This window comes from Rahnella inusitata, assembly GCF_018288855.1.
Taxonomy (GTDB): domain Bacteria; phylum Pseudomonadota; class Gammaproteobacteria; order Enterobacterales; family Enterobacteriaceae; genus Rahnella; species Rahnella inusitata.
In genome coordinates, this window is the sequence record NZ_CP065025.1 from 574,998 (window position 1) to 589,436 (window position 14,439).

11 protein-coding genes are annotated in these 14,439 nt (G+C 54.6%); 8 read left to right on the forward strand and 3 right to left on the reverse strand.

All coding sequences use genetic code 11. From position 1 onward, the window contains the following. Window positions 1–48: 48 nt before the first annotated feature. Complete coding sequence (gene fhuE / locus I2123_RS24460) at window positions 49–2,265, reverse strand: ferric-rhodotorulic acid/ferric-coprogen receptor FhuE (RefSeq protein ID WP_213052746.1); 2,217 nt, start codon at window positions 2,263–2,265, stop codon at window positions 49–51. Between the two features lie 490 nt (window positions 2,266–2,755). Between fhuE and I2123_RS24465 the strand changes: the two genes are divergently transcribed. The 7 genes from I2123_RS24465 (at window position 2,756) to I2123_RS24495 (ending at window position 11,266) form a co-directional block, all read left to right on the forward strand. Beyond that, window positions 2,756–3,658, forward strand: coding sequence for a homocysteine S-methyltransferase family protein (locus I2123_RS24465; protein WP_213052747.1), 903 nt, complete (start codon window positions 2,756–2,758; stop codon window positions 3,656–3,658). Window positions 3,659–3,730: 72 nt separating this feature from the next. Continuing rightward, on the forward strand, window positions 3,731–5,272 hold the full coding sequence (locus tag I2123_RS24470) for an ABC transporter substrate-binding protein (protein ID WP_213052949.1): 1,542 nt from the start codon (window positions 3,731–3,733) through the stop codon (window positions 5,270–5,272). 13 nt (window positions 5,273–5,285) lie between these two features. Beyond that, window positions 5,286–6,302, forward strand: a complete 1,017-nt coding sequence (locus I2123_RS24475; RefSeq protein ID WP_414060356.1) for an ABC transporter permease — start codon at window positions 5,286–5,288, stop codon at window positions 6,300–6,302. Between the two features lie 18 nt (window positions 6,303–6,320). Continuing rightward, a complete protein-coding gene (locus I2123_RS24480; protein WP_213052748.1) occupies window positions 6,321–7,136 on the forward strand; it encodes an ABC transporter permease in 816 nt (271 codons plus the stop codon). Next, window positions 7,133–8,716: an ABC transporter ATP-binding protein gene (locus I2123_RS24485; RefSeq protein WP_213052749.1), complete on the forward strand. Its 1,584-nt coding sequence runs from the start codon at window positions 7,133–7,135 to the stop codon at window positions 8,714–8,716. The genes I2123_RS24480 and I2123_RS24485 overlap by 4 nt, the downstream gene beginning before the upstream one ends. Before the next feature lie 15 nt (window positions 8,717–8,731). Then, window positions 8,732–9,376, forward strand: a complete 645-nt coding sequence (locus I2123_RS24490; RefSeq protein WP_213052950.1) for a hypothetical protein — start codon at window positions 8,732–8,734, stop codon at window positions 9,374–9,376. A gap of 219 nt (window positions 9,377–9,595) precedes the next feature. Continuing rightward, the gene (locus I2123_RS24495) at window positions 9,596–11,266 is read left to right on the forward strand and encodes a methyl-accepting chemotaxis protein (protein WP_112166199.1); all 1,671 of its coding nucleotides are present in this window, start codon (window positions 9,596–9,598) and stop codon (window positions 11,264–11,266) included. 72 nt (window positions 11,267–11,338) lie between these two features. Here I2123_RS24495 and I2123_RS24500 read toward each other — a convergent pair whose 3' ends face one another. Further along, entirely contained in the window at window positions 11,339–11,791 is a 453-nt protein-coding gene (locus I2123_RS24500) for a GNAT family N-acetyltransferase (protein ID WP_213052750.1), read from the reverse strand. Window positions 11,792–11,907: 116 nt separating this feature from the next. Between I2123_RS24500 and I2123_RS24505 the strand changes: the two genes are divergently transcribed. Then, window positions 11,908–12,279: a YebG family protein gene (locus tag I2123_RS24505; RefSeq protein ID WP_213052751.1), complete on the forward strand. Its 372-nt coding sequence runs from the start codon at window positions 11,908–11,910 to the stop codon at window positions 12,277–12,279. Window positions 12,280–12,345: 66 nt separating this feature from the next. Here the strand turns inward: I2123_RS24505 and I2123_RS24510 are convergent, their stop codons facing one another. Beyond that, window positions 12,346–14,202, reverse strand: coding sequence for a M48 family metallopeptidase (locus I2123_RS24510; protein WP_213052752.1), 1,857 nt, complete (start codon window positions 14,200–14,202; stop codon window positions 12,346–12,348). Window positions 14,203–14,439: the final 237 nt, after the last annotated feature.

The following is a 14,439-nucleotide window of genomic DNA, read 5'->3' on the forward strand; positions in this document are numbered from 1 at the left end:
CCGGCACAGTGATCATGCCGGTCGCGGTGTTTATATAAAGAAGGAAAATCAGAAGCTGTAGTTTGCCGTCACCGACACGTTACGCGGTTCGCCGTACACCACATACTGGTTCACGCTGGTGTCGTATTCTTTATCGAACAGGTTATTGATGTTCGCCTGCACGGAAAGCTGTCTGTTCACCTGGTAACGGCTGAACAGGTTAACCAGCGCGTAGCTGCCCTGTTCGGCATGACGGGTGCCATCGCCATCAGGACCGGCAACATCACTCCAGACGTGAGTCTGCCAGTTCACACCGCCGCCGACGGTCAGATCCTGCAACTGCGGTAAACGGTAACTGGTGAACAGGCGCAACTGAGTACGCGGTTGTTCCGGATTCACGGCATCGTCATTTTCATCTTCGGCCACGTAACGCGTGCCGCCGAAGGTCATCTGCCAGTTGTCCGTCACTGCGCCATTCACTTCAAACTCAACGCCACGGCTCACGGTGCCGTTTTTACCTTCATACGCATAATCCTGCGTGCCCGGAATAACGCGGCCGGTGGATTGCGCGACGTTATCAAGCTCTGCACGGAAGACCGACACCGAGGTGGTGAGACGGCTGTTAAACCAGTCGGATTTCACGCCCGCTTCGTAGTTTTTGCCGATGACCGGTGACAGGTAAGCACCGTTGATGTCGCGGTAGGTTTGCGGCTGGAACACCGAGGTATAGCTGGCATACGTTGACCAGTTGTCGTTGATGTCGAACACCAGACCGGCGTACGGCGTGATGTTGTTCTTCTCAATCTGGTCCGTCAGCGTGTGTGAATTCCAGTTGGTATAACGCGCGCCCAAAATCATGTGCAGCGGATCTGCCAGAGAAAGACGGGTGGCGATATAGCCAGATTTCTGGCGGATCACGTCTTCCTGTGCCAGCGAGCGTGGGCCCCAGTCGGTTTCAGGGAACTGGCTGTTGTAATTGTTAAAGTTACCCAACTCTTCGGAGGAGATATTGGCGAAGGCACTGTAGTAAGTGTTTTGCTGTTTGCTGTAGCTGACACCGGTCATCAGCTCATGCTCGCGGCCAAACAGTTCGAAGGGGCCGCTGGCGAAGGTATCGACGGAATCCACTTTGCGCTTGCCGGTGTTGTAGCCGGTGCCGCCGACAACCGGATAGCCGGCGTAAGAAGAGACGCCCGCGCCGGTGTTTTTATCGAAGTAACCGTCGATGTACAGCATTTTACTGTCGATCATCGTTTCGTTATGCGTGCCGTTCAGGGTCAGCGTCCAGCCGTTATCGAACGACTGTTTGATCGTAGTGAAGAGTTTTTTAGTCTCTTTATTACTGTATGCCCAGTCCGGCGCAGAGTTGAAACCACGGCGATAACTGGTTTTGCTGCCGTCGATGTACCAGCGCGGCATTCCACCCCAGGTCGGGCTGTCGGTGTCGTTTTGCTGGAATTCATAACCGGCGGAGAGCAAGGTCGAATCGGTCAGATCCGCATCCACGGCGGCGTAGACGAATTTTTTTGTTGCGCCGTAGCGTTCGACGTAGCTGTTTTTGTCCTCATAGCCGGTGACCAGACGGCCACGCACGTTGCCGGATTCACTCAGCGGCGTAGAGAGATCGGCGACATAACGCTGTTTGTTCCAGCTGCCGTAGGTGGCGGATACATTGCCGGTAAACTCTTTGCTGTCGGCGTGTTTACGTACCATGTTCACCGACGCGGAAGGGTTACCAGGGCCGGTCATCAGGCCGGTCGCGCCGCGCACCACTTCAATACGTTCATACAACGCGGTATCTGATTCGGCGTCGCCCAGATTCCAGCGCGGTTCGAAGACCGTTGGAATGCCGTCAGTCATATAGTTGTCGATCAGGAACCCGCGTGAGTAATAGGTCCGGCGATCCATATCGGCCACGCTTTGTGAAATGCCGGTGGTGTTATTGAGCACGTCACCGAGGGACAGCAGTTGCTGATCCTGCATACGCTGTTTGCTGATAATGGTGACCGACTGAGGAATATCACGCTGCGTCAGCAGCATCTTGGTGCCTGCGGTGGTAACCGGCACGCTGTAATCCTGCGCGGTGCTGCCGGTGTCGTTGCCGCCGGTCTGACCGGTCACAACCACCGTATCGTCGGCGGCTTTGGGTGCCGTGGTTTCTGCCGCATGAACGGAATGAAGGGAAGAAGAAACAAAGAGAGCAATCACGGAAAGTGAAAGTTTCCGGCCTGCATTATTTCTCTTCTGCGCTGACTGAACTGGATGGATCCCTGAAACGGACAACATTGTGATTCTCCAAACGATTATTTTATTTTTGGATACTGCTTTTACTTCGCCACTGTTTTTTAGTTTTTTATCGCGTGATTGCCCTGCTAAACACATCCGCCAGACCCGAAAAAACACAGGCTGGACGGGGGATTCGAGCACGCAGTCAATAAAACGAATGAGAATAATACGCATTGAGCTTTAAGGTGTAAATAAATATAACAAAGGTAAATTTCATGACGGAATTGGGAAAAAGTGCAGAAAAGACGAAGGGTTTATATTAGCGAGACTTAAGCGAAATAATTGTCACAAAAGCCCGTGGAATGTGTTTCGGGTATCGCGTTTATTTATATTTTCATTGCATCCAATAAACACAATGAATGAATTTCGCTTAGTTTAGCCATTAAGAAATCTAGACATCTAAACGTTCGTTTTGTAGAGTGGTGCCAACTTTCGGGAAACGCCGGGACGGACGTTGATTCGCTTACGAAAAACACCAGGTGACGACACAATGATCAATAACATTCAAATCCTCGATGGCGGCATGGGTCGCGAACTGGCCCGAATGGGCGCCCCGTTTCGTCAGCCTGAGTGGTCGGCGCTGGCGCTCATTGAAGCCCCGCATTTTGTCCGCGCCGCTCATGATGCTTTTATTGCCGCCGGTTCTCAGGTGATTACAACCAATAGCTACGCTGTGGTGCCTTTTCATATCAGCGACGCCGTATTTGCTGAGCAGGGTGCGGCGCTGATTGCGCTTTCCGGCAAGCTGGCGCGTGAAGCCGCCGATGCCGCGCAGACGCCGGTAAAAGTGGCCGGTTCTCTTCCTCCGGTGCTGGGCTCTTACCGCCCGGATCTGTTCGAGCCGGTAGCGGCGAAAAAATTACTCAAGGTGCTGGTGGAAAATCTGACCAGTACTGTGGATATCTGGCTGGCAGAAACCCAGAGTTCGGTGGCAGAAGTGGAAGCCGTGCGCGACGTGCTGGGCGATGACCCGCGTCCGCTGTGGTTTTCGTTTACCTTGCAGGATCAGCTGGATGAACAGGGCCGCGCGCATCTGCGCTCCGGTGAATCCATCGAAGAGGCGGTTGCGGCAGTATTGCGCTTATCCGCCAGCGCGATTTTATTCAACTGTAGCCGCCCGGAAGTGATGGCTGCCGCGGTGCAGGCCGCACGCGCTGCGCTTAACGCAGAAAATTCTTCACTGGATATCGGCGTGTACGCCAACGCCTTCGAGCCTTCAGATAACCAACGCGGTGCCAATGAAGGGCTGAGCAAAATGCGTCAGGATACGGATCCTGCTGGTTATCTGGATTTCGCCGAGGACTGGGTGGCGCAGGGCGCGACGCTGGTTGGCGGCTGCTGCGGTATCGGGCCGGAACACATTGCCACGCTGAAACAAGCGTTCAGTAAATAGCATCATTAAAAATAAAAATTATTGAATCAGAGCTTGAGGGCGAATGCCCTCAGTGACAGGGGATAAAACATGATCGATCGTCGTTCGTTTATTAAAAGCGCGGGGGCACTTTCCATCGCCGCCGCCACCAGTTCCAGCTGGCTGGGCAAAGCCTTTGCCGCCGAAGCGGAAAAACCAAAGAAGGGCGGTCACCTGGTGGTGGGCGTCGATAACGCCTCCAGCACCGACCGCCTGGATCCGGCGTTCTGGTTCGAAACCTACATGTACTTTGTCGGCTCGCAGCTGTTCAACAATCTGGTCGAAATCGACGAGAGCGCCAAACTTGCGCCTTCGCTGGCCGAATCCTGGGCATCGACCGATGGCAGCAAAACCTGGGTGCTGAAAATCCGTCAGGGCGTGCAGTTCCACGATGGCCGCTCGCTTGGCGCAAAAGACGTGGTGTACTCCCTGAATCACCACCGTGGCGAGAAATCCACCTCACCGGTGAAAGGCTATCTGGAAACCGCCAGCTCGATTGAAGCGACCGGCGAACATGAAGTCACCATCAAACTGACCGCGCCGGACGTCGAATTCGTCTGGTTGCTGAGCGCCGTGCATTTTGCGATCACCGCCGAAAACGAAAGTTTCGATAAAGGCATCGGCACCGGGGCGTTCATTCTGGAGAAATTCCAGCCGGGCGTGACCACCCTGACCAAACGCAATCCGAACTACTGGAACAGCGAACGCGGCCACGTGGATTCGGTAGAAACGCTGGCGATGAACGATTCCACCGCACGCGTTGCGGCGCTGGTCAGCGGCTCCGCGCAGCTCATTAACCGCGTGAACCCGCGCATTGTCAGCCGTATCGAACGCATGCCAAATCTGAAACTGGTGCGCGCCAAAGACAGCATGATTTATACCTTCCCAGGGCTGTCGAATCTGGCGCCGTTCGATAATGTCGATGGCCGTCTGGCGCTGAAATACGCGATCGACCGCCAGCAAATTATTGATACTGTGCTTGGCGGTTACGCCAGCGTGGCCAACGACAATCCGATCTTCCCGTCGAACCGTTACTTCGCTAAAGATATTCCGCAGCGTCCGTATGACCCTGAAAAAGCGCAGTTCCACTGGAAGAAATCTGGCTTCAGCGGCCCGCTGACGCTTAACGTCGCCGACGCCGGTTTTCCGGGCGCGGTCGATGCCGGTCAGCTTTATCAGCAATCTGCCGCGAAAGCTGGGATCAATCTTAACGTGGTGCGCGTGCCGGACGATGCGTTCTGGAATGACATCTGGCAGAAGAAAGCCTTTGTGTCGTCAAACTGGGCGAACCGTCCGACCGCCGATGCGCTGCTTTCTTTAGTGTTCACCAGCCAGTCTTCGTGGAATGAGTCCGCCTGGCACGTTCCGGCCTTTGATGCGATGGTGAAAGCCGCGCGCGGTGAGCCGGACGAAGCCCGCCGTAAGCAGATTTACCATGATATTCAGGTGATGCTGGTCGACCAGGGCAGTGAAATCATTCCGCTGTATGCCGATGCGCTCGATGGCTGTTCAACAAAAATTAAAGGGTTCACCTCCGTTCCGGGAATGCCGCTCAGTGGCAACCGTGCGGCAGAGAAAGTCTGGATCGAAGGCTGAGCCGGGTAAAATAATGTCTGATTTGTCCTCACCAAATACAACTCAACGGCCTGCGGGCCGTTTTTCGCTCCTCCGTTCGTCGCTTTTCGGCATGGTGCTGGTGCGCCTGTTTTACGGCGTGCTGATCGTGCTGGCGGTCTCCGTGCTGATTTTCGCCGGGGTGCAACTGTTACCGGGTAATGCCGCGACGGCGATCCTCGGTCAGAGCGCCACGCCTGACGCTATCCGCGAACTGAACCTGCAACTCGGTCTGGATAAACCGGCGGTCAGCCGCTATCTGGGCTGGCTGTTTGGCATTCTGCACGGCGATTTCGGCACCAGTTTCTCTACCCGTGAAGCCATCAGCGGCCCGTTGTTTACCCGTCTGGGTAACACGCTGTTTCTGGCCGGATGCACCGCCGCCATCGCCGTTCCGCTGGCGCTGTTAATCGGCTTTATCTCCGTGCGCTATCACGGCAGCTGGGTCGATACGCTGCTCAACGCCGTCACCCGTGCCACCGTGGCGCTGCCGGAATTTTTCTCCGGCTATCTGCTGATCCTGATTTTTGCCATCACGCTGGCGTGGGCGCCGAGCAACAGCAGCATCACGGCAGACATGCCGCTGGGCGCTAAACTCTCGGCGATTTCACTGCCGTGTGCCACGCTGGTGCTGGCGATCCTCGGACACATGAGCAACATGACCCGCGCGGCGCTGATTGCCGCGCAAAGCTCAGCCTACGTAGACACCGCGCTGCTGAAAGGGCTTGCGCCTTCGCGCATTCTCTGGCGTCACGTGCTGCCGAACGCCATCGGTCCGATTATCAACGTGGTGGCCATCAATCTGGCCTATCTGATGGTCGGTGTGGTGATTGTCGAGAACGTCTTTGTGTATCCGGGGCTCGGGCAATACATGGTCGACAGCATCAGCAAACGTGACATTCCTGTGATGCAGGACTGTGCGCTGTTGCTGGCCGGGATTTATATCCTGCTGAATTTGCTGGCAGATGTGATGGCGCTGGTCGCCAATCCGCGTTTACGCCACAACCGCTGACTTTTAGGAATTGCTGCAATGCCTGCTTTAAAACCTTCCTCGATACTCGGCCTGCTGGTGCTGAGTCTCTTTATTCTTATCGCGATTTTCGCGCCGTGGCTGGCACCGCACGCGCCAGATCAGACGCTCGGCATGTCCTGGGATTTACCGGGGCCAAACGCTATTTTGGGCACCGATAATCTCGGTCGCGACCTGCTCTCAAGGCTGATCTGGGGCACGCGCGTCTCGCTCGGCGTCACCGCGCTTGCAGCGCTGGTGGCGTTTGCGGTCGGCTGTACGCTGGGCTTTATCGCGGGTCTGCGCGGCGGCTGGCTGGATCAGGTGATTTCTCGCTGTAACGACATTGTGATGGCGATCCCGACGCTGATTCTGGCGCTGATCGTCCTCGCCGTGCTGCCAAAAACGATTCCGGTGCTGACGCTGGTGCTGGGTCTGCTGGAATCCACCCGCGTGCTGCGCGTGGCAAGATCGCTGGCGGTGGATATCGGCGTGATGGAATTTGTGGATGTGGCGCGTCTGCGCGGCGAAAGCCTCGGCTGGATCCTCTGGCATGTCATTTTACCCAACGCGCTACAGACGCTGATCGCCGAATTCGGCCTGCGTTTTATCTTTATTCTGCTGTTCCTGTCGGCGCTGTCTTTCCTCGGATTAGGCATTCAGCCGCCGACCGCCGACTGGGGCGGGTTGGCGCGTGATAATAAAGACGGCATTCTGTTTGGCGTCTGGGCGGCGCTGGTGCCCGGCGGCGCGATTGCCGTGCTGGCGCTGGCGGTGAACGCCGTGGCGGACTGGCTGATGAGCGGAACCACCCGCGTGTGGGGGAGAAAAGGATGAGCCTGTTAACCGTAACAAAACTGTCTGTGGTTTCCGCCGGTAAAAACCCGCGCACGTTAGTCGATAATGTCTCTTTCACGGTCAAACGCGGCGAAGTGCTGGGGCTGATTGGTGAATCCGGTGCGGGGAAATCCACCATCGGGCTGGCGATCCTCGGGCATTGCCGTCAGGGGATGCGCATTGAATCCGGCAGTATTCTGTTCAACGGACAGGAGCTGACCACGCTGTCCGACCGCCGCTTGCGGCAGGTGCGCGGACGGCATATTGCCTACGTGGCGCAGTCCGCTGGCGCGGCCTTTAATCCGGCGATCACCTTGGGCGAACAGGTGATTGAAGCGTCGCTGAGGCATAAAGTGTATGACCGCCAGCAAGCGCAGGCGAAGGCCATTGAGTTGTTTGAACTGCTCGGTTTGCCGCAGCCTCAGCAGTTTTATCAGCGCTATCCGCATCAGGTTTCCGGTGGGCAGTTACAGCGCGCGATGATCGCTATGGCGCTGTGCGCAGGACCGGAACTGCTGATTTTCGATGAGCCGACTACCGCGCTGGATGTCACCACGCAGCTCGGCGTACTGAAAGCCATCAGTGATGTGATCCGCATTTCCGGCGTGGCGGCGATTTATATCAGTCACGATCTGGCGGTTGTCGCGCAAATCAGCGATCAGATTATGGTATTGCAGCAGGGCAAAACCGTGGAACAGGCACCGGTAGAACAGCTTCTGACCCAGCCGCAGCAGGATTACACCCGCCGCCTTCTGCATGCGCAGGGCGAGGTAAAAAAGCCACAAACCGGCGAGGCACCGGTCGCGCTGTTTATCGACAACATCAGTGCCCGCTACCATGCGCAGGCGGTTTTGCAGAATGTCTCACTGACCCTGCCTCGCGGTCGCACACTGGCGGTGATCGGTGAATCCGGCTCGGGGAAATCGACGCTCGGCAAAGTCATTTGCGGGCTGCTCAGCCCGGAAGCCGGAGAAGTGAGTCTGGAAAGGCAAACACTGCCCGCCAGTTTGCGGCAGCGCAGCCGTACGCAACTGCGCGACGTGCAGCTAATCCATCAGATCCCGGATACCGCCCTGAACCCGAAAGAACGCGTCGGCAGCCAGATCGCCCGCGTGCTGGCCTGTTTCTCCGATCTCAGCCGCAGCCAGCGCGACACACGCGTCAGTGAGTTGCTGGCGCAGGTCGGACTGCACGCTGAACTGGCGGAACGATTTCCGTCTGCGCTTTCCGGCGGCCAGAAGCAGCGCGTCTGTATTGCGCGGGCGCTGGCGGCGCAGCCGAAACTGATTGTGTGTGATGAACCGACGTCGGCACTCGATCCGCTGGTCGCCCGCGACGTGCTGGCGTTGCTGCGTAAAATCCAGCAGGACACCGGCATTTCCTATCTGTTTATCACCCATGATTTGCAGGTGGTGCGCGAAATTGCAGACGACGTTGCGGTACTGAAAGCAGGCAGGATTGTGCGTCAGGGGCCGGTTGCTTCTACACTGGTGGAACCGCTGGATGATTACACCCGCGAACTGCTGCGTTCGGTGCCAGAAATGCGCGTCGGCTGGCTGGAAGAAACCCTGACTGCCTGATCACAAGGAAGAATGATGTTACGCAAAGTGCACTTTTTCACCCTCCCGGCGCTGGTGGCGTCGGTATTTCTGCTCACCGGTTGCCCGCCACCTTATGAGAATGAGCAATGGCAACGGCCTTCAACGACACAGGAAGGCGTACGGGCGGCGATGGTCAAATGTGGCTATCAGTTCAGAACCGTGACCTACGAACCGGATAATTTCACCGCGCTGCGCTTTCAGTGTATGCATAAGCAGGGATTTACCTATAAAGGCGGTTTCGATTTTTGCGACGTCAGAACACAGCTTCCGGCCTGTGTAGCGCAAAAGCGCGGGCATGAACTCAGTCTGAAAGAGCTTGAGGCGCTGCCGTTTGACGCTGACAGAGGTTTTTATGACATCAAACCTGAAAGCGGAATGAAGGAATACGATCAGGTCAGCTGGCGCAGAAAAGGCGCATCACAACATTTCTCGCATGTCAGTGAAAATCAACGAGAGGCAATACCCGTTATGTACGCCTGTGGTTATCCACATCCGCTGGGATCGAACCCGGTTTCACCTTCCATTGGTCGCGCTGCACAGGCGCAAAAATGTATGGATGAAAAGGGCTTTGAACCGGTCAACAAACTGCAATTAGTGTGTACTGCCTATCCGCAGGTGACTGGCTGCCCTAAAGCGTAATTTCCATTTATAACGTTACTTTGTTCAGTAACGTTATAAATTCATTCACCTCTCTTTACACTTTCCCGTAAATATCCCGCCTAAAGTTCCCCTTATTCATACCGATAACTCATTTGAATTTAATAATCATTAGAAAGTAGTCCCGCTATGTAATCATCAATATTTTGAATTATTTTTCATTGTATTTGTTTTTATTGGCCCGGAAATAAGGGAAATAACATGTTTAAACTGATCAACAATATGCGCGTGGGCAGCCGCTTAGGTGCCGCATTCGGCCTCATCATCCTGCTTTTAATCATCGTCAGTGCCACCGCCGTCATAAAAATTAGCAGTATTAACAGCAGTATTGAGCAAATTGTAAACGACCGTTATGTGAAAGTCCGTCTGGCATTTGATGTTCGCGACGGGGTGAATGACCAGATAAAGTTTTTGCGCGGAATAGTCATTGATACTAAAAATCCGGAGCAAAATAAAAAACGTTATTTACAGCTCGACGACACCATCAAACAAACCAATCTCGCGATGGATAAAATTGCCGCTATTCAGTCCACCCCGACCGGTAAACAAAAAATTAAAGCACTGCAGGATGCCAGTGATGTCTTTGAAGCGGGTAAAGAAGAACTGATACGTTTAGCCCAGGCCGGTGATGTGGAGGGCGCGACAGAATATGTGCTGCGTAAACTCACCACTTCTCAGAATGCCTATCTGGGGCTGGCGACCGCCTTTGCTGATTCTCAGGATGCGCAGTTACAAGCCGAAGGTAAAAAAGCCGTCGCCGATGGACAAACCGCGATTGAGCTGACGCTGGTCTTCTCCCTGATTGCCGTGCTGCTGGCAATGATCATGGGGTATTTCCTGACCCGCTCGATCATCCGTCCGCTCGGTACCGCCGTGCAGGTGGCTGAAAGCGTGGCCGCCGGAGACCTGACCACAGAAATCCGCGTGACCTCCTCCGATGAAACCGGCCAGCTCATGCAGGGGCTGAAAAATATGAACGAAAATCTGCTGCGCATCGTGACTGAGGTCCGTTCAGGCACGCAGGCGATCAGCAGCGCGTCCAGCCAGATCGCCGCCGGTAATCTGGATTTGTCCTCGCGTACCGAAGAGCAGGCCAGTTCACTGGAAGAAACCGCCTCGGCGATGGAACAGATAACCGCCACCGTAAAACAGAATGCCGAAAACGCGCGTCAGGCTAATCAGCTGGCGGCACAGGCATCACGCGTGGCCGTCGAAGGGGGCGAAGTGGTCGGGCAGGTGGTCAGCACCATGGAGGGAATCAACGTTTCTTCACGCAAAATTGTCGATATCATTTCTGTGATTGACGGCATCGCCTTCCAGACCAACATTCTGGCGCTGAATGCCGCGGTAGAAGCTGCCCGTGCTGGTGAACAGGGGCGTGGTTTTGCGGTTGTGGCCTCTGAAGTCCGCAATCTGGCGCAACGTTCTGCTTCTGCGGCGAAAGAAATCAAAGTACTGATCGACGATTCGGTATCGAAAGTCGATAACGGCACGCAACTGGTCGCCAAAGCCGGTGCCACCATGGCAGAAGTGGTGTCCAGCGTGAAGAACGTGACGGATATCGTCGGCGAGATTTCTATCGCCAGCCATGAGCAAAGCACCGGAATCGAAGAGATCAACAAAGCCATTACACAAATGGATGAAGTGACGCAGCAGAACGCCGCGCTGGTGCAGGAAGCCTCGTCGGCAGCGTACTCGCTGAACGAGCAGGCCGAGCGTCTGGCGGAATCGATCAGCATCTTTAAAGTCAGCGCCGCGGCGGTAAATACTGCGCTACGCCAGCCGTCGCCGCTGAAAAGACCTGCACTGTTGTCTGGCCGCGCGCGTTTACCGGCTGATAAAACTGACGAAGGCTCCTGGGAGACGTTCTAAAATCCGGGAAATATTTTCAGGTAAAACGTGAAACTTCTGACGCCTGCGGTTCGGGCGTCAGAGGTGCAGCAACTAGTGTTTGTTGAGATAGATGTCCGGACGGGCGATCGCCCACGCGTAATCCGGCGTATTGACTGGCTCATAGCCAAACTTCTTGTAAAGCCACGGCGCCGTGGTGGTAAACAGCATCATGCGGCGCAATCGCGCGGTAACCGGGTGTGACTGACAGCATTCCACTAACCATCCCCCCAGATTTTTGCCCTGATAATCCTCGAGAACATACACATCGCACAGGTAGGCAAAGGTGGCATAATCGGTGATAAATCTGGCAAAACCAATCTGTTTGTCTCCGTCGAACAACCCGAAATTCAGGCTATTGGCGATGGCATCGCGCACGGTCTGTTCATCAATACCTGCCGCCCAGGTCGAACGGGTCAGGTAATGCTGGATGGCTGAAATATCCATCTTTTCAATGTCTGTGGTGATGAGGTACCCGTCTTTCGTCCAGCATTGCACATCTTTCATTGATATCACCGTATAATGAGCCCGTTAAAATACTAACGTAAAAATTTAAATGTATGATGTCAACGTCATCCATTGTTGATATGCTGTATATAATTACAGTATAAGGAGTGAGAATCATGGCTGTTGAAACAAAATTTGTTGTCGTCAGAAAAGGTGAAGAAAAAATGACATTTGCCAATAAGAAAGAAGCGGACGCCTACGACAAAATGCTCGACATGGCAGATGCTTTTACTGACTGGCTGTTACAGAGCGAAATCGAGATCGACGAGGTTCTGGCGGAAAACATTGCGCTGCACCTTGCCGAGCAGAAAGATACCGTTCAGCATATCCTGCGCACCAGCAAACTGCCGGAAGCAGAAACGGCACCTGCCGACGTGAAGGCCGACGCTGAAACAGCAGAAGAGACACCTGTTGAAGACGCGGACGTGGCAGAACACACCGAAGACGCTGTAAAAACGAAAAAGGTTCGCGCGATTAAAGCGGCCTGATGAAAAAACAGAGCCCCGCTGAACACATCTCACAAGGTGTTCAGCGGGGCTTTTCGTTACCGGCTTTTAGCTTTGCGCAGCGGCAGCCTCTTCCTCTTGCTGCAACGCACGCACCGTCTGGTGACGATGCCAGTAGTAGCCCAGCGTATTTTTAAACTCTTCAATTTCCTTTTTCAGACCTGGCAGGCGGATCTCACTGCGTTTTTTCCCTTGCGCATTCGGCTGGACGTGTTGCAGATACAGCACCTCAGTGCCGAACTGGCGGATCACGTTGATGTTCTTCACGTTATCCCACTCCAGTAATTCCCCCGTTTTTGGTTTCACGACGCCCTGATAGGTGATCTCGATTTGAGAACCATCTTTCAGCGTAAAGGCCACCGGCGGGAAATGTTTTAGTACCAGCGCCGTCTCTTCTTCGCCCTCAGGCTGATAACGCCACGCCAGACTTTCTTCATGTACCGATGAGAAATCACGCTCGTACTTCTGCCACAGCTGCTGCTCAATCTGTTCGGCAACCGGCATCAGATCCACCCAGCTTTCAGCAGGGGGTTCAGCTGCAATCGCGGCATAGCCCAACTCTTCCACGTGGTAGTCGACGTTGCGCATTCTTTCCGTCAACGGCGGGTGGGAGTCAAACGGGTGCGGTACATCCTGCTCGCGCATCAGGCTGATAAAGTCTGGCGAGCTGACGTGTTGCGGCAGACCTGCGGCTATCGCTTTGCTGATCCCCAACTCGTTCTCATGCAGGGTTTTGTTATCGAACAGGGTACGTTCGACTTCGCTGCGATAGCTGGCATAGGCTGAGATTTTAATCAGTGATTCGATAATCGCGGCAGGCGTGGTGTGCGTCGCTGCGCTGCGATCGGCAATGAACTCACGTTCACGGCTGTTACGCTGCCATGCCAGTTCGAACAACATGCGGTACAGGCACAGAGGATAAAAGACGATAAGTGTCGCGACGTTCTGACCCATCAGGTGCGTATACATATCAAAACGGTGCAGCTTCGGCCCGAGCAGCGCGCCTGATGCGGTATCGCCTTCATGCAGATGTGTCAGCTCATGCACCATCACGCCGTCGGCCTGTGCGGTGGTCAGCTGGCGCAACAGGGGGATACTGACGTACAACTTGCGGCCACTCAGTGGATGCTCGTTGACGCTTAGCGGCGCTTCGGTCACATAGAAGTTAGTATCAATGCCGGCAATGATATGGTCAGGCGGTGTCGTTCCGACTTTGGCCGCCAGCGTATCAATACGTGCCCACAGCGCGGGCGCGGCGTCGCGCGTCACGACTTCACCTTCGATCCCGTCTTCACGCGGCAGCTTTTTAAAGATGCCTTTGATCATGTAGAACATCCCGGCCAGCACCAGCAGGCCGACCGCCATCACCAGTTTTGGATAGTAGGTTTGCGTGAAGAATGCCGTGCCCCAGAACGAGAGCCAGACCAGCATCGCACCTTGCACTAATACTTCCAGCGCACTGGCCAGCATCAGGAAATGACGGGCCAGTGTCAGGCTCAGCAATTGTCCCTGGCGATTCCTGAAAGCGAGGGCGCTGAACAGCAACACCATCAGCAGCACAACAGCGCTGGCGATAAGCGTCCAGAATGCCACTTTGTCCATCATGTAGAATTGCCACAGTTCGGACTTCTCGGCGCACACCGCATTTTTATAATCGAGCAGATCTTCCGACACGGGGCCGCAGACGCTGGAGGGTGGATTTTGTTGCAGGAAATCCGTCAGTTTACCGACGTCCTGATTTTGCCCGCGGGCGTCATCAATAAAGATCTGAGTATATTGTTGGTTAAGCTGATTACTGCCGTATTCAGCAAATACCAGCGTGATGGCGGGGATCAAAAATAGCGTGACCAGAAGCCAGAAGAATACCTTTGCATAACCTTTTCTCAATGCCGTTAATTTATTCAAAATAGAAACTCGCTAACTGTCTGTTAGAGGGACAAGCTGCTTATATCAGGCAATACCGAAAGAAGGATTAACGGCATAAGGGGAAATGCGCGAGATCCTTCTCTGGCGTGCATCAGCTATATTAACTTTATGAATTGTGAAGCGTTGCTATAAGACGATATTTTACCCGTCGCGACAAGCTATTATTTGTTTTTCGGATTATTTACCTTGCGAATAGTGCGCATTGCAGTTGCCGTC